Annotated in this window: 18 protein-coding genes; 8 read left to right on the top strand and 10 right to left on the bottom strand. The window is 63.9% G+C overall.

Annotation, left to right across the window (positions count from 1 at the left end):
- The first annotated feature begins 17 nt into the window (after positions 1–17).
- The 4 genes from A9974_RS24840 (at position 18) to A9974_RS24825 (ending at position 3,601) form a co-directional block, all read left to right on the top strand.
- Positions 18–803 carry an amino acid ABC transporter ATP-binding protein gene (locus A9974_RS24840; protein WP_183006850.1) on the top strand — a complete coding sequence of 262 codons (786 nt, stop codon included), beginning with the start codon at positions 18–20 and terminating at the stop codon, positions 801–803.
- Between the two features lie 25 nt (positions 804–828).
- The gene (locus A9974_RS24835) at positions 829–1,854 is read left to right on the top strand and encodes a PotD/PotF family extracellular solute-binding protein (RefSeq protein WP_183006849.1); all 1,026 of its coding nucleotides are present in this window, start codon (positions 829–831) and stop codon (positions 1,852–1,854) included.
- Positions 1,855–1,925: 71 nt separating this feature from the next.
- Positions 1,926–2,780: an ABC transporter permease gene (locus tag A9974_RS24830; protein ID WP_183006848.1), complete on the top strand. Its 855-nt coding sequence runs from the start codon at positions 1,926–1,928 to the stop codon at positions 2,778–2,780.
- Complete coding sequence (locus A9974_RS24825) at positions 2,780–3,601, top strand: ABC transporter permease (protein WP_183006847.1); 822 nt, start codon at positions 2,780–2,782, stop codon at positions 3,599–3,601. Before A9974_RS24830 ends, A9974_RS24825 begins: the two co-directional genes overlap by 1 nt.
- 43 nt (positions 3,602–3,644) lie before the next feature.
- On the opposite strand, the gene A9974_RS24820 is transcribed toward A9974_RS24825, so the two are convergent.
- From A9974_RS24820 to A9974_RS24800, 5 genes are all read right to left on the bottom strand, one after another.
- Positions 3,645–4,604: a glyoxylate/hydroxypyruvate reductase A gene (locus A9974_RS24820; protein WP_183006846.1), complete on the bottom strand. Its 960-nt coding sequence runs from the start codon at positions 4,602–4,604 to the stop codon at positions 3,645–3,647.
- Between the two features lie 12 nt (positions 4,605–4,616).
- Positions 4,617–5,087 (bottom strand): type II 3-dehydroquinate dehydratase, encoded by a 471-nt coding sequence (locus tag A9974_RS24815; protein WP_183006845.1) that lies wholly within the window; start codon positions 5,085–5,087, stop codon positions 4,617–4,619.
- A gap of 10 nt (positions 5,088–5,097) precedes the next feature.
- Positions 5,098–5,712, bottom strand: coding sequence for a glutathione S-transferase (locus A9974_RS24810; protein WP_183006844.1), 615 nt, complete (start codon positions 5,710–5,712; stop codon positions 5,098–5,100).
- Positions 5,713–5,727: 15 nt separating this feature from the next.
- On the bottom strand, positions 5,728–6,726 hold the full coding sequence (locus A9974_RS24805; RefSeq protein WP_183006843.1) for an NAD(P)H-quinone oxidoreductase: 999 nt from the start codon (positions 6,724–6,726) through the stop codon (positions 5,728–5,730).
- An 85-nt stretch (positions 6,727–6,811) separates the two neighbouring features.
- On the bottom strand, positions 6,812–7,933 hold the full coding sequence (locus tag A9974_RS24800; protein ID WP_183006842.1) for an ABC transporter ATP-binding protein: 1,122 nt from the start codon (positions 7,931–7,933) through the stop codon (positions 6,812–6,814).
- On the opposite strand from A9974_RS24800, the gene A9974_RS24795 reads away from it, so the two are divergent.
- On the top strand, positions 7,932–8,171 hold the full coding sequence (locus A9974_RS24795; protein WP_183006841.1) for a hypothetical protein: 240 nt from the start codon (positions 7,932–7,934) through the stop codon (positions 8,169–8,171). The genes A9974_RS24800 and A9974_RS24795 overlap by 2 nt on opposite strands.
- Positions 8,172–8,341: 170 nt before the next feature.
- Entirely contained in the window at positions 8,342–9,592 is a 1,251-nt protein-coding gene (locus A9974_RS24790) for an NAD(P)/FAD-dependent oxidoreductase (RefSeq protein ID WP_183006840.1), read from the top strand.
- Positions 9,593–9,622: 30 nt separating this feature from the next.
- On the opposite strand, the gene A9974_RS24785 is transcribed toward A9974_RS24790, so the two are convergent.
- Positions 9,623–10,108: a hypothetical protein gene (locus A9974_RS24785; protein ID WP_183006839.1), complete on the bottom strand. Its 486-nt coding sequence runs from the start codon at positions 10,106–10,108 to the stop codon at positions 9,623–9,625.
- Positions 10,109–10,338: 230 nt separating this feature from the next.
- On the opposite strand from A9974_RS24785, the gene A9974_RS24780 reads away from it, so the two are divergent.
- Positions 10,339–10,806, top strand: a complete 468-nt coding sequence (locus tag A9974_RS24780; RefSeq protein WP_183006838.1) for a carboxymuconolactone decarboxylase family protein — start codon at positions 10,339–10,341, stop codon at positions 10,804–10,806.
- A 47-nt stretch (positions 10,807–10,853) separates the two neighbouring features.
- Here the strand turns inward: A9974_RS24780 and A9974_RS24775 are convergent, their stop codons facing one another.
- From A9974_RS24775 to A9974_RS24765, 3 genes are all read right to left on the bottom strand, one after another.
- Entirely contained in the window at positions 10,854–11,456 is a 603-nt protein-coding gene (locus A9974_RS24775; protein ID WP_183006837.1) for a LysE/ArgO family amino acid transporter, read from the bottom strand.
- A gap of 107 nt (positions 11,457–11,563) precedes the next feature.
- The gene (locus A9974_RS24770) at positions 11,564–11,815 is read right to left on the bottom strand and encodes a hypothetical protein (RefSeq protein ID WP_183006836.1); all 252 of its coding nucleotides are present in this window, start codon (positions 11,813–11,815) and stop codon (positions 11,564–11,566) included.
- 145 nt (positions 11,816–11,960) lie between these two features.
- Positions 11,961–12,185: a YdcH family protein gene (locus A9974_RS24765; protein WP_183006835.1), complete on the bottom strand. Its 225-nt coding sequence runs from the start codon at positions 12,183–12,185 to the stop codon at positions 11,961–11,963.
- Positions 12,186–12,447: 262 nt separating this feature from the next.
- Between A9974_RS24765 and A9974_RS24760 the strand changes: the two genes are divergently transcribed.
- Positions 12,448–13,593, top strand: a complete 1,146-nt coding sequence (locus tag A9974_RS24760) for a sterol desaturase family protein (protein WP_183006834.1) — start codon at positions 12,448–12,450, stop codon at positions 13,591–13,593.
- A 105-nt stretch (positions 13,594–13,698) separates the two neighbouring features.
- Here the strand turns inward: A9974_RS24760 and ycaC are convergent, their stop codons facing one another.
- Entirely contained in the window at positions 13,699–14,322 is a 624-nt protein-coding gene (ycaC, locus tag A9974_RS24755; protein WP_183006833.1) for an isochorismate family cysteine hydrolase YcaC, read from the bottom strand.
- Positions 14,323–14,343: the final 21 nt, after the last annotated feature.

Raw genomic sequence — 14,343 nt, 5'->3', positions numbered from 1 at the left:
CCAGAGCGCGAACCATCATGACTGCCATCCTGTCCAGCCTCACGCCGCCATTGTCCTCCGTCCGTTCTGAATGCGCGCCCGCGGTATCCATCGCGGGACTGAACAAGTTCTACGGCACGTTCCACGCCTTGCGGGATATCCACCTTGAAGTGGCCAACGGTGAGATCGTCATCCTGTGCGGCCCATCGGGATCGGGCAAGTCCTCGCTCATCCGCTGCATCAACCATCTGGAGCAGCATGACTCGGGCGATATCCACGTCAACGGCACCGCGCTGACCCGGCGCCCGGAAAGCGTGGAGCAAGTCCGGCGCCAGCTGGGCATGGTGTTCCAGAGCTTCAATCTCTTTCCGCATATGACGGTGCTGGAGAACTGCACCTTCGCGCTGAAGATCGCCTTGAAGACGCCGGCCGGCGAGGCCGAGCAGACGGCAAGGGAATACCTTGCCAAGGTCAATGTGATCGAACAGGCCGGCAAGTATCCAATCCAGCTTTCCGGCGGACAGCAGCAGCGCGTGGCCATCGCGCGCGCGCTTTGCCTGCGGCCGCGCATCATGCTTTTCGACGAACCGACCTCGGCGCTGGATCCGGAGTCGGTCGGTTCCGTGCTGCGCATCATGGAAGACCTGGCCCAGACCGGCATCACCATGATCTGCGTCACTCACGAGATCGGCTTTGCCCGCAGGGTGGCCGACCGCTGTGTGTTCATGGAGCGCGGCGAAATCATCGAGACCGCGCCCACCGAACAATTCTTTACCTCGCCCAGGAACGAGCGGTTGAAGACTTTCCTGGAGCAGGTTCTGTAGCCAACAACATAGACAAGGGGTTGTCATGATCAAGAAACTTATTTGCGCGGGCCTCGTTGCCGGCGCGGCCTTCGCCGGTACGGTGCAGGCGCAGGATGCGCTGGTGGTGAGCACCTGGGGCGGCAGCTTCCGAGACCTTATCGACGAGACCATCGGCCGCGAGTTCACGCGGCAGACGGGGGTGCCGGTGAAGTACATCACGGGCGGTACCATCGATCGCCTGAACAAGGCCAAGCTCGCCACCAAGCCGGAAAGCGACATCACGTTCACCACATCGCACATCGGCTGGCTCTACGTCAATGCCGGCCTGTACGAGAAGCTGGACCTGAGCAAGATCCCCAACTACTCGCACCTGGTGGAGCGCGCCAAGATCAGCCCGTACCATATCGGCAGCTGGGCGTATGTGTACACCATCGGCTACCGCCCCGACCTGGTTCCCGCCGGCATCACCTTCAACAGCTGGAACGACCTCTGGAATCCGGCGCTGAAAGGCAAGCTGTCCGCGCCCGATTTCGACCCCAGCCATATCATCGACATTTCTGCCCTGCTTTCGGGCGGCGACGCGAGCACCTGGGAAAAGGGCCAGGACAAGCTCAAGGCCCTGAAACCCAACTTCAAGGCCTTTTACACCAACGATGCCAACAGCCAGCAACTGATCGCCGCCGGCGAGACGCCCGTGCAGATCGTGCTGTCCATGAACGCCTACTACATGATCGGCCAAGGCGTGCCGATCAAAGTGGCGATGCCCAAGGAGGGCGCGGTGCTGGGGGTGGACACCATGGCCATCATGAAAGGCAGCACCAAGACCGACCTGGCCCACAAGTTCATGAACATCGCGCTTTCGCCGGAGGTGCAAGCCAAGATCGTGGCCGCCAAGAAGGCCAGCCCTGTCATCGACGACGCCAAGGTCTCGCCCGAAGACGCCGCGCTGCCGGGCGTGTTCACGACCAAGCAGCAATGGGATACCCAGGCCATCGTCATCGACGACAAGCTGCGCGCCGAGAAGACCGCCGAATGGCGCAAGTGGTTTACCGAGAACATCATGAACTGACCGCAGGCGCCGCGGCCTTTTCGGACCGCGGCGCCGCCACGCTTTCACCGTACACGAAGGATGGGTCCACCATGGATGCGCGTTCCAACTTGAGGGGATGGCTGATATCCCCGGCCAGCTTCATCGCGCTGTGCATTTGCGTCGCCATGGCGGCCGTGCTGCAGTACAGCTTGCGCACTTTCATTCCCGGTTCTCTGGATGTCGGTGGCCTGACACTGACGAACTTCTCGGGCATGGGCAAGCAGATCTACATCGATGCCTTTGTCAACACCTTGCGCCTGAGCGTGGAAACCACGGTCTTCTCATTGCTCGTCGCGTATCCCTTGGCGTACGCCCTGGTCAGGGTGCGAAACCGCTACATCAAGTCTTTCATCCTGATCGTCGCCATCACGCCGCTCTTCCTGGGTGAGATCGTGCGTACCTATTCCTGGATCATCGTGCTGGGCAGCACGGGCTTCATCAATTCGATGTTGCTCAAGCTGGGCCTGATCAATACGCCGCTTACGCTGATGTTCAGTCATCTGGGTGTACTGGTGGCGCTGGTGCACGTCACGGTCCCCGTGGTCGTGCTGATGCTGGCCACCGCCATCTCGCACATCGACCGCGATTACGAGAAAGCCGCCGAAAGCCTGGGCGCGGGGCCGGTCCGCACGTTCCTGACCATCACGCTGCCGTTGTCCATGCCGGGGATCCTGGCCAGCATCACGACCTCGTTCGCCTGGACGTTCAGCGCCTTCGCCACACCGCAAATGATCGGTGGAGGCCGGGTGCCTACGGTTTCCACGCTGGTCTACCAATTGGGCTTCTCGTCGATGAACTTTCCCCTGGCGGCCAGCCTGAGCGTCATGGGCCTGGGCCTGACGGCGATTGCGCTGATGCTGCTCGGCCGCGTCACGCGGCGTCTCAAGGTCATTGGAGGACACTGATGGGTCTGCGCAAATCCCTGCCCCTGTGGCTGCGTATCGGCGCGCCCGTGCTGATCACGCTCATTCTAGCCTTCGTGCTGCTGCCGGTCGTGGTGGTGGTGCTGGCTTCCTTCAATGAAAAAGCCCTGCTGACGTTTCCGCCCCAGGCCTGGTCCTGGCGCTGGTTCGAGCGGGTCTTCACCTACTCGGACTTTCGTGACGGCTTTCGCGCCAGCCTGGTGGTGACGTTCTGGTCGTCGTTGCTGGCGCTGGTCATCGGCACCGGGCTGGCGATTGCCGTCAAGCGCATGGCGTTTCCCGGCAAGAACATCCTGCAGGCTATCCTGCTCTCACCGCTGGTGATTCCGCACTTCACGGTGGGACTGGGCCTGCTTATTCTGGTGGCGCAGCTGAACATCGATCGCGGCTACGGCATCGTGATCCTGTGCCACGTCATTCTCGTCCTGCCTTTCGTGCTGCGCAGCGTCTATGTCTCGATGGAGAACCTGGACGTGCGACTGGAGCAGAGCGCCGCCAGCCTGGGAGCGTCGCCCGTGCGAGTGCTGTTCACGATCACTGTGCCCTTGTTGGCGCCGGGTCTGTTCGGCGGCTGGCTGTTCGCGGCCATCATGTCGTTCAGCGAATTCACCGCGTCGCTGTTCGTGACCACCCAGAACACGCAGACCCTGCCGGTGACCATGTACAACTATGTGCGCGAGTTTGCCGACCCGACCCTGGCTGCGCTGTCGGTGGTGTATATCGTCGTGACGGCCACGTTGCTGATCTTCGCCAACCGCTTCCTGGGATTGGGCCGGATCCTGAATATCGAGGACAACCACTAGGGCCTGTCAACAGGCCCTGGCCCGCGGGCCAGGGCCGTGCCTGTCAATAGCCGCGTGCAGCATCCACGCGATTGACGGGCGGCAAGCCCTGGCTGACACGCAGTACGTTGTCGGCGATCTGTTCGGCCGCCGAGGCCGGAATGGCCACCGACGCCAGGTGGGGCGTGATCAGCACGTTTTCCATTGCCCAGAGCGGGTCGCCGGGCGGCAGGGGCTCGCGCTCGAAGACGTCCAGCGTCGCGCCGCCCAGGTGGCCGCTGCGCAGCAAGTCGGTCAGGGCGGCTTGGTCGACCAGCGCGCCCCGGGCCACATTGATCAGCGCCGCGCCGCGCGGCAGGCGTTGCAGGCGTTCACGATCCAGCAGGCCGTGCGTCTGCGGGGTGAGCGGAAGCATCACCACCAGGATGTCGGCGCGCGACAGCACCGTATCCAGCGACGCCATGCCGGCATGGCATTCGATGCCTTCGATGTTGCGCGGGCTGCGCGACCAACCCAGCACCGCCAGCCCCTGGCGGGAAAGTTCCCGCGCCGCACATGCGCCCAGTTCGCCCAGGCCCAGCACCGCCACGCGCACCGTCTCCGGCGAGCGGGGATGGCGATAGGCCCATTCGCCCCGCCGCTGCGCGGCCTCGAAATGCGGAATGTCGCGCGCATAGCGCAGGGCGGCAAACAGCACATAGCCCGCCATCATGCGCGCCATGTTGGGATCGGTGAGGCGCGTGATGGGCACCTCGGCGGGCAGATCCTCGCGGCCGACGAGCGAATCCACACCCGCACCCAGATTTACGATGAGGCGCAGGTGCGTCATGCGGTCGAAGAAGCCCGGCGGCGCTTTCCAGACCAGCGCGTAGTGGATGTCGGCCGGATCGTGTGCGTCATTGCCATGCACCACACGCAAGTCCGGCAGACGCGCCTGCATGGCATCGCGCCAGGCCGTGTAGTCGTCGAACTCGCTGTAGAAGATCATGGCGCCCGACACGGCGGGGCGGGGGGAGGCGTGCATGGGCGGTCTACCTCAAGCGCTGCGGTGGATCAGGCGGGACATGGCCTCGATGGCAAGCTCGTAGCCATCGCCGCCCAGTCCCGCGATGACGCCATCCGCGGCCTTGGAAATATAGGAATGGTGGCGGAAGGCTTCGCGCCGCCAGATGTTGCTCATGTGGACTTCGATGATCCTGCCCGGAAAGGACAGCAAGGCGTCGAGGATGGGCACCGACGAATAGGTCAGGCCAGCCGCGTTGATGATGACGCCCTGCGCGGTGCCGCGGGCTTCCTGGATCCAGTCGACCAACTGGCCTTCATGGTTGGACTGGACGAAATTCAGCTGGATGCCCAGCGAGGCGGCCTTGCTTTCGCAGCGTTGCTGCAGCACGGGAAAACTGTCGGAACCGTAGGTTTTGTTGGCATCCAGCCCGTAGAGATTGGCATTCGGCCCGTTGAGAAACCAGACCGTGGATGAGGTTGGGGGTGCGCTCGGCGTTGTCATGGAGGCAGTCTCAGGCGTCGTGGGGAAGGGTCGCCTGCATGGCAGGCAATGCGTTGAACACGGAGAACCACGCCGCGGCGCGCGGATGCGCGGCGCGCCAGTCCAGTTCGGGAAAGCGGAAATCCAGATACCCCAGCGCGCAGGCGAGGGTCAGGTCGCCGATGCTCGGATGCGTTCGCGGCAGGTCGTCCGCCTGCGACTCGATGTCCGCCAGGCAGGCCTGCACCTTGACGAGCTGCGCCTCGCGCCATTGGGGCCACTGGATCGCGGCCGGCCGGGCCGTGTGCTCATAGCGCGCCAGCAGGGCGGCATCCAGCAGGCCGTCGCCCAGGGCCTGGCGCGTCAACGCCACCCAGCGGGCCGGACCTGCGGGAAACAACCGCGTGTCGCCGGCAGCCTCGGCCAGGTATTCGCAGATCACGCGGCTGTCGTAGAGGGCTCTGCCGTCCGGCAGGATCAGGGTGGGCACTTTGGCCAATGGGTTGTGAGCGGCGATGCGCGCGTCACGGTTGACCGGATGCGCGGCGCTGGCCAGCCATTCGATCCGTCCGGCCTGGCCGGTCAGGTGCGCGCAAACCATTACCTTGCGCACGAAGGGAGAAGTCGGGGCGTAGAGAAGTTTCAATCCATTCTCCGGTTGTCAGGGTTTGAGGACCAGCTTGCCGAACACCTTGCCGCTTTCCAGCAACTGATGCGCGCGCACGGCGTCGGCCAGGGGCAGGCTTTTCGCCATCCTGGGCCGGATGCGGCCCGCGGCCACCAAGGGCAGCACATGGCGCCTGAGCGCAACGGCCATCCGGGCCTTCTCGGCATCGGTCTGCGGACGCATGGTCGAGGAATGCAGGCTCAACTGTTTCTGCATCAAGGTCAGCAGCTCGATGTTGATGGCCGACCCTTGCAGGAATGAAAGGCTGACGTGGCGCCCGCCGAAGGCCAGCGCCTGCAGGTTGCGCTGCACATAGTCGCCGCCGACGATATCCAGCACGACATCCACGCCGCGGCCCTGCGTGAAGGCCGCGCAGGCTTGCACGAAATCCGTGTCATGAAAGCAGATCACCTCGTCGGCGCCGAGTTCGCGCAGGGCGTCGAAGCGGTCGGGTTCGCCGTCCGTGACGATGACCCGCGCGCCGGCGGCATGCGCCATCTGGATGGCCAGCGTGCCGATGCCGCCACCGCCGCCATGGATCAGCACCGTGTCGCCAATGCGCAGGCGGCCCAGTTCGAACAGGTTGTGCCAGACGGTGAATAGGCCTTCCGGCAGGGCGCTTGCCGCTGCATCGTCCAGCGCCTCGGGCACCGCCAGGGAATGATCCACGCGGGCCAAGCACCACGGCGCATAGCCGCCGCCGGCTAGCAGGCTCATGAGCCGCTGTCCGCGCAGGGAGTCCGGCACGCCAGGTCCGCAAGCCGCCACTTCACCGCAAGCCTCCAGCCCCAGCACGTCGGTCACGCCTGGCGCCGGCTTGCTCACGCCCTGGCGTTGCATGATGTCGGGCCGGTTGATGCCGGCCGAATGCACGCGCAGCAGCACTTCACCGGGGCCAGGCGTGGGTACCGGCCTGCCGGCCAGCGTCAACACCGTGGCGTCGCCCGGTTCGCGGGCGATGATGGCTTGCATTTCAACGGGGATCTGGGTCATGGCATGTGCCTCGCGGACGAGTGGATACTCGGCGGCTGCGCAGGCGCGGCCGCCAGGAAGAGGGGAGCCTCGCGTGAAACCGGATTCAGGACGATGCGTTGAAGACACTGACCCCGTGGCCGGGCAGCGCAAGTCCCGCCACCGCGCCCACGGGCCATTCATGCAGGCAGTTCAGGTCGAAGGTGCGCACCATGACGTGCTGGCGCCCCTCAACGGGAATGTGCACCTCCAGGTACAGATCCACGTGGTCGCCCTGGAACACGTGGTTGACGACCGTGCCGCTCAGGACCGAGCCGCTGTGCAGGGCTTCCAGCTTGATGTGTTCCGGCCGCACGTAGAGATCGAGCCGGTGGCCCTCGTGCGAGCCGCCCACCAGGCGCTGGCGGGGGATGTGCGTCAGCCCGGCGCCCAGGCGCAGCTGGATGGTTTCCGCGCTGGTGCCGTGGTAGTGCGCGGGCAGGATGTTGACGTCGCCCAGGAACGAGGCCACGAACGGATCCTGCGGATTGCGGTAGAGCTCGTCCGGCGTGGCAACCTGCCGGATCTCGCCCTGATTCATCACGGCGATGCGATCCGACATGCTGAGGGCTTCGCCCTGGTCATGGGTGACGAAGATCGTTGTCACGCCCAACCGGCGCTGGATGTCGCGGATCTCCACCTGCATGGCGCCGCGCAGGCTTTTGTCCAGCGCGGAGAAAGGTTCGTCGAGCAGCAACACCTTGGGACGGATCACGAGCGCCCGCGCCAGCGCCACGCGCTGCTGCTGGCCCCCGGAGAGCTCGCGCGGCTTGCGCTCGCCCAATCCGTCCAGCTTGACCAGGGCCATGGCTTCACGCACCCGCTGTTCGATCTCGGCGGCCGGCACGTGCCGCATCCGCAGGCCGTAAGCGATATTGCGCTCGACGGTCATGTGCGGGAACAGGGCGTAGTTCTGGAACACGATGCCGATCTGGCGCAGATACGGGGGCAGCGCCGTGACAGGCGTGTCGTCGATGAGGATCTCGCCCTCGTTCGCATCGGCAAAGCCCGCGATCAGGTTCAGCAAGGTGGTCTTGCCGCAGCCCGATGGGCCCAGCAGCGTCAGGAATTCCCCGCGCTCGATCTTCAGGGAAACCTGTTTCAGCACCGCCAGATCGCGGTATTTCTTGACGACGCCCTCCAGGCGGACCGCGCTGGAGCTATCGGAGGCAAAGGGAAGATTCGGCATGGCTGCTGCACTCACGGAGTTCAGTTTCCCGGCGCGAAGATTCCGGGAAAGACAGGCGGTGGCCGCATGGCACGCAGGGCTGCGACGCCAGCGTTCTGGTGCAGTCAAGAATACGGTAAAGCCCTATTTCCAGTGCGTTGCCGATGCTGATGGGGGCCATCGGAAAAAAGAAATCACGATGGCGCGGGCCTGGCGGCGCACGCGGACCGGGCAAACCGCCAGCTTTGCTTTTTCCTAAGTCAGCCGTCTGAAAAACGAAGTTATCAACTCCGGGCTTCGGGGTCACACTGCCTGCCAATCGTTCAGCGCGCACCCTGATCGTGCACGTGGTTCGCCAGCTTTCTTGTCCTTGATCGTCGTGTCAGCCTCGAGACGCACCAGGGTCTCGGTATTCCTTAGGATCTTCACATGTCAATTGAAAAAACCAATACGCTGGTGATCGGCGCCGGCCAGGCGGGTATCGCAATGAGCGAGCACCTCGGCGCCATGGGAATTGCGCATATCGTGCTTGAACGCAAGCGGATCGCCGAACGCTGGCGCTCCGAACGCTGGGACTCGCTGGTGGCCAACGGGCCCGCCTGGCACGATCGCTTTCCCGGCTTGAAGTTCGATGACGTCGGCCCTGACGTCTTTCCGCCGAAAGAGCGCATGGCTCAGTACTTTGAGGACTACGCCAAGATGCTCAATGCGCCGGTGCGCACGGGTGTTGACGTCCGGCGCGTCCAGCGTAATGACAAACGGCCGGGCTTTACCGTCACCACCTCCGAAGGCACTATCGAAGCCCTGCACGTGGTCGCCGCGACCGGCCCCTTCCAGGTTCCCACCTATCCGAAGATCGTGCCGGAAAGCGCCGGCATCCAGCAACTGCATTCCTCGGCCTACAAGAACCCGGGTCAATTGGCCGATGGCGCCGTGCTTGTCGTCGGCGCGGGCGCTTCCGGTTCGCAGATTGCCGAAGAGCTTCGCCAAGCCGGCCGTACCGTCTACCTGTCGGTGGGCGAGCACTACCGGCCGCCCCGTTCATACCGCGGACGCGACTACTGCTGGTGGCTGGGCGCGCTGGGAATGTGGGATGAAGTCAAGAAAAAGCCGAAGCGCGAACACGTCGCCTTCGCCGTGAGCGGCTACGAAAACGGCAAGACCGTCGACTTCCGGCGCCTGGCCCACGACGGCATCCAGCTCGTCGGCATCACGACCTCTTACGAGAACGGCACGCTGCGCTTCGCCGACAATCTCGCCCGTGACGTCGCCCAAGGCGATGCGGACTACTTCGAAGTCCTGCGCGAAGCCGATGCCTACATCGAGCAGAACGGCCTGGACCTGCCGCCCGAACCCGATGCCTGGAAGCTGCTGCCCGACCCGGAGTGCCTTGCCTACCCCATCCTCAGCCTGGACCTGGCCGAGGCCGGCATCAAGACCATCCTGTGGGCGACGGGCTTCAAAGTCGACTTCAGCTGGATCGACGTCGACACCTTCGACGAGAAAGGCTACCCCATCCACAAGCGCGGCATCTCCGCCGAAAAGGGCATCTATTTCCTCGGCCTGCCCAACCTCACCAACCGCAGTTCCTCTTTCATCTGGGGCGTCTGGCACGACGCGCGCTACATCGCCGACCACATCGGCATCCATCTGGACTACCTGGCCTACAAGAAGGAATGACCGCCAGTAAAGACAAAGGGTTAGCTCATCTCAAGGCGCGGTGGCATACAGGCGTCTCAATGATTCCCCCTGCGGCGTGATGAAGTCATCCAGCCGCCAGCATTGAGGCGCCTGACGCTTGAGAATCAAGTGCACGGTCTGTTGGACTTGCGGGCCTCCCGGCTCCAAGGCGAACGGATAGCGCATCGCGACGATGGCGGTGCCCTCTGGCGCCGATTCGGCGTCGAAGACGGGGGAGGCGGCCATGTCGCCATCTTGCGCGCCTAGCCAAGGGTCATAGTCCAGGTGGCCCACTTCGCCTTTGGCGTAGGCCCATTCTCCGCGCAGGGCCGCATCGAAACCGGGGGTGTACAGCGACGGATCGTGGCGCTCCGGGTTCCTGTAGAAATCGGCGTGGGCCTGCTGGAAGCTGCGCGTCCATTGCTCGGGAGAGGGGCAGTTGGCGCGGGCGGCCCCTGCAAGGGCGCAAAGCGCAAGCAGCAATAGCGGCTTCATGAACGGGGCGCGTAACGGCACGGTGTCTCCTCGCGTCATAACAAGGTTGCTTGCCAGAGGCCCGACGCGATCAGGCTGCGGCATTCGGCGATGACTTCATCGGCCGCCCGATCCACCGGGTTGGCGGTCTTGCCTAGTTTACGGTGCACCGGGCATCATGGCCCAGCACGCAACCTGGTTCTTGGATCTACCGGAAATCGCCCGTTGGGCGCAGCATGGCGTCTTCGATATCCCAATCATCAGGACTCATCATGAGCAATCGCATCGACTACGCCCAGGCCTCGCCCGAGGGCTATAAGGCTTTCGGCGCCGTGCACGCGTATCTGCGCCACTGCGGCCTGCCGGAGGCGCTGGTCAACCTCGTCTATCTGCGCGTGTCCCAGATCAACGGCTGCGCCTATTGCATCGACATGCATTCGCGCGACTTGCTCAAGCAGGGCGTGGCGGTGGACAAGCTGGTGCTGGTGCCCGTATGGCGCGAAGGCGGCGCGGTGTTCAGCGCGCGTGAGCAGGCCGCGCTGGCCTGGGCCGAATGCGTGACGCGGGTGGCCGAAACTGGCGTGCCCGATGCCGACTACCGGGCGGCGGCCGCGGAATTCAACGATAAGGAACTGGCGGACCTGACCTATGCGATCGGGTTGATGAACGCCTTCAACCGGCTGGGCGTCACCTTCCGCAATGTGCCGGCCGCCGCCAAGAAGGCCGCGCAGGTCCAGTAAGGGCGCAGCCCCGGCGTGGGCCCGCCGGATATCGCTGCCTTGGCGCGCTACGGCCAGACCAGTTTCAGCGCAATCGCCAGCATGGCGGCGCCGACCAGCGCATCGAGCACCCGCCACGCGGTCTGGCTGGCGAATACCGGCCGCAGCAGCCGGGCGCCGAACCCCAGCGTGAAAAAGAAGACGAACGAGGCCGTCATCGCGCCCAGCGCGAAGGCGGTCTTTTGTCCTTCATATTGGCTGGAGATCGATCCGAGCAGCACTACGGTGTCCAGATAGACGTGCGGGTTCAGCCAGGTAAAGGCCAGACAGGTGGCCAGTGTGGCGCCCAGCCCGGCAGCCTGGCGCGAAGACGGGGTCAGGCTGCCGTGGTTGCGCAGGGCGGACCGCAGACTGCGCACCGCGTAGGCGAACAGGAACAGCGCGCCGCCGTAGCGCAGTACGGGTTCCAGCCAGGGCAGGGCATTGGACGCCAGCCCGAAGCCGGCCACCCCCGCCGCGATCAAAATCGCATCCGACACCGCGCAGACCAGGCAGACGGCCAGGACGTGTTCCTGGCGCAGGCCTTGGCGCAGCACGAACGCGTTCTGCGCGCCGATCGCCAGGATCAGGCTCAGGCTGAGAAGAAAACCGGGGAGAAAAGCGTGAGTCATGTCGTACCTTGAGGCAAGGGCGACAGACTAGCGGTAGTGGCGTGATTAGAGAATCTAAAGATGCTAATCCATCTTTAGATTTGCTGAATGCGGGGGGCTTGGATGGATCAGTGCCGCGGGCCGGTTCCGGCGGGTTGCAGCTTGTGCAGCTGGGCCTGCAGCGAATCGAGCAGCAGCTGTAATTGTTCGGACGTCATGGCGTAGACGCGGCCGCGGGCGCTTTGCTCAGAGGCCGACGGGGTGGGATCGGGCAGGAAATCCAGCCGGAACAGCAGGGAGTCGTGTTCGACCAGGGGCAGCATGGCCCAGCCGGTTACCGGCGACACGGCTTCGCCGGCCTTGAAATCTCTGTCATGCACCTTGCACCACCTTGCTTACGCCTCCGGCAATGGGCCGGACATGGGGATTCTATTCGTTCAGCAAATTGTCAGCAAGCGGGCGGCAAAAAGGGCGCCGCATAACCGGCGCCCTGATGGCATGGCGGGGCAGATTGGGCGCGTCGGCCTAGGCGGGCTTCTGGTCCGCCGCGCGCAGCAGGTTGTATAGCTTGTCCTTGAGCAGCAGTTTTTCTTTTTTCAGGACTTCGACGCTGGTGTCCGAGGCGGGCACGATGCCGGCCTCCATGTTCTTGATTTCCTGGTCCAGGTCGTTATGGCGCTGGAACAGGGCCGAGAAGTGTCCGTTTTCGGCTTTCAGTTGGGTAATCAGTTGGCGATACTCAGGGAACATGACGGCCTCTTGCTTGATCCGGTTGGAAGGGAACTGCGCGCTGGGGCCGGCAGGCCGGCCCGAAATGAGCTGTCAGGTCCATGACATCCCAATGGCCCGTCAAAGTCAACCTGGGACGGCCGCAGTCGCCGCGCCGGATTTGACCCGGCGCAAGGCCTGGCGCGGCTTGTAGCAGCTCGGTTTTATCTGCTCACGTTTGTTTACATGGCCTGGCGAGGCCGGGGCATACACTCGCTTCCCCGTGGTCTGCCATAAAAGTGAAATGAATCAGCGCGCGCCCATCTACCGTCAGGTCCTGGATTTGTTCAAACAAGACGGACGCATCCATCCAGGCACCGGCATGATTACCGGCGTGATCGCGTTGTTCCTGGCGATCCTGTCCGTGCTGGGGGTACTGGCGTTTCACTTCCCGGCGTATCTGACGACGCCCGAACTGCGCAGCTTCTATTCGGTGGAAGCGATGCGCGCGCTGCTGTTCGGTGCCTTGCTCGTATCCGGCACCATCGCGCTGACCAACATTGTCTTCGGCCGCCAACGCTGGCTGAACATCACGGCCTTCGTGCTGGTGTGCGGCGCGGTGGCGGCGGGCGGCAGCCAGGTCGTGGTGACTTCGACCAATACCGGCAATCATCCCTACCTGGGGCTGGACTGGTTCATCCTGGACCTGCTGGCTTCCAGCACCGTGTTCATCATCTTCGAAAAGCTGTTCCCGCTGTACCCGGGGCAACCGGTGTTCCGCGGCGAATGGCAGGTGGACATGAAGCACTTCCTGTTCAATCACCTGTCGGTGGGCGCGGTGCTGCTGTGCATCAACTTCTTCGTGCACCGACTGTTCTCGTGGGCGGCCTACGAACCGCTGCAGCACGCCATCCAGTCGCTGCCGTACCTGGCTGAATTGTTCATGGCCGTGCTGGTGGCCGACCTGGTGCAGTACGCCGCGCATCGGGCGTATCACGAGGTCCCGTTCCTGTGGCGCATCCACGCGGTGCACCACAGTACCCGCACCCTGGACTGGCTGGCCGGTTCGCGCCTGCACATCGTTGAATTGCTGATCACGCGGGTGGCGGTGCTGGGCGTGCTGTTCGCACTGGGCTTTTCCAAGCCGGTGCTGGACGCCTACATCATCATCGTGGGCTTCCAGGCGGTGCTGATCCATTCCAACGTCAAGCTGCCCTGGGGCTGGCTGCGCTACGTGATCGTGACGCCGGACTTCCACCACTGGCATCACTCGTCCGACACGGAAGCCATCGACAAGAACTACGCCGCCCACCTGTCGTTCATCGATTACCTGTTCGGCACCGCGGTGCGCGGCGCTGGCAACCGCCTGCCGGAAAACTACGGCATCCTGGACAACGACATGCCGGGCACGTTCCTGTCGCAGCAGGCCTACCCTTTCCGCAAGAAGTAGGCCGGCCGGCGTGACAGCGCCGGGTTACTTGCAGGTACTACACGCGGGAGCCGCCATTGGATGCAGGCCGGGGCAATTATTTTTTGCCCCGGCGCCGGGGCCGGCTTACTTGGCCTTGTTGGCGGAGTAGGACGCCATCAGGTTGCGGTAGTCGGGGATGTGGTTGGCGAACAGCGTGCCCAGCCCCTCGATGTCGTTGCGCCAGTCGCGATGCAGCTCGCACGCGACGCCGAACCACGACATCAGTTGCGCGCCGGCCTGCTCCATGCGGCTCCAGGCGGCGTTGCGGGTTACTTCGTTGAAGGTGCCCGAGGCGTCCGTCACGACGAAGACGTCAAAGCCTTCTTCCAGCGCCGACAGCGCAGGAAAGGCCACGCACACTTCGGTGACCACGCCAGCGATGATCAGCTGCTTCTTGCCGGTGGCCTTGACGGCCTTGACGAAGTCTTCGTTGTCCCAGGCGTTGATGTTGCCGGGGCGGGCAATGTAGGGCGCCTTGGGGAATTTGTCTTTCAGTTCCTGCACCAGGGGGCCGTTAGGGCCGTCTTCGAAACTGGTGGTCAGGATGGTGGGCAGTTTGAAGTAGGCGGCCAGGTCGGCCAGGGCCAGCACGTTGTTCTTGAACTGGTCGGGCTGGAAATCGCGCACCAGGGAAAGTAGTCCCGCTTGATGGTCAACCAGCAGCACCGCGGCTTCGTTCTTGTCCAGCTTCACATAGGGTTTGGTCATGGCTTGCTCCGTTTGCTCGGT

This window comes from Achromobacter sp. UMC71 (assembly GCF_014170305.1).
GTDB lineage: Bacteria > Pseudomonadota > Gammaproteobacteria > Burkholderiales > Burkholderiaceae_B > Achromobacter.
The sequence above is the reverse complement of the archived record's forward strand: the minus strand, read 5'-3'. Positions and strand labels throughout refer to the sequence as shown.

Bases quoted from the DNA above. Each gene is read 5' to 3' on its own strand.
- A9974_RS24840 (WP_183006850.1), top strand. From the start codon at position 18: ATGACTGCCATCCTGTCCAGCCTCACGCCGCCATTGTCCTCCGTCCGT.
- A9974_RS24835 (WP_183006849.1), top strand. From the start codon at position 829: ATGATCAAGAAACTTATTTGCGCGGGCCTCGTTGCCGGCGCGGCCTTC.
- A9974_RS24830 (WP_183006848.1), top strand. From the start codon at position 1,926: ATGGATGCGCGTTCCAACTTGAGGGGATGGCTGATATCCCCGGCCAGC.
- A9974_RS24825 (WP_183006847.1), top strand. From the start codon at position 2,780: ATGGGTCTGCGCAAATCCCTGCCCCTGTGGCTGCGTATCGGCGCGCCC.
- A9974_RS24820 (WP_183006846.1), bottom strand. From the start codon at position 4,604: ATGCACGCCTCCCCCCGCCCCGCCGTGTCGGGCGCCATGATCTTCTAC.
- A9974_RS24815 (WP_183006845.1), bottom strand. From the start codon at position 5,087: ATGACAACGCCGAGCGCACCCCCAACCTCATCCACGGTCTGGTTTCTC.
- A9974_RS24805 (WP_183006843.1), bottom strand. From the start codon at position 6,726: ATGACCCAGATCCCCGTTGAAATGCAAGCCATCATCGCCCGCGAACCG.
- A9974_RS24795 (WP_183006841.1), top strand. From the start codon at position 7,932: ATGGCTGCTGCACTCACGGAGTTCAGTTTCCCGGCGCGAAGATTCCGG.
- A9974_RS24800 (WP_183006842.1), bottom strand. From the start codon at position 7,933: ATGCCGAATCTTCCCTTTGCCTCCGATAGCTCCAGCGCGGTCCGCCTG.
- A9974_RS24790 (WP_183006840.1), top strand. From the start codon at position 8,342: ATGTCAATTGAAAAAACCAATACGCTGGTGATCGGCGCCGGCCAGGCG.
- A9974_RS24780 (WP_183006838.1), top strand. From the start codon at position 10,339: ATGAGCAATCGCATCGACTACGCCCAGGCCTCGCCCGAGGGCTATAAG.
- A9974_RS24775 (WP_183006837.1), bottom strand. From the start codon at position 11,456: ATGACTCACGCTTTTCTCCCCGGTTTTCTTCTCAGCCTGAGCCTGATC.
- A9974_RS24765 (WP_183006835.1), bottom strand. From the start codon at position 12,185: ATGTTCCCTGAGTATCGCCAACTGATTACCCAACTGAAAGCCGAAAAC.
- A9974_RS24760 (WP_183006834.1), top strand. From the start codon at position 12,448: ATGAATCAGCGCGCGCCCATCTACCGTCAGGTCCTGGATTTGTTCAAA.
- ycaC (WP_183006833.1), bottom strand. From the start codon at position 14,322: ATGACCAAACCCTATGTGAAGCTGGACAAGAACGAAGCCGCGGTGCTG.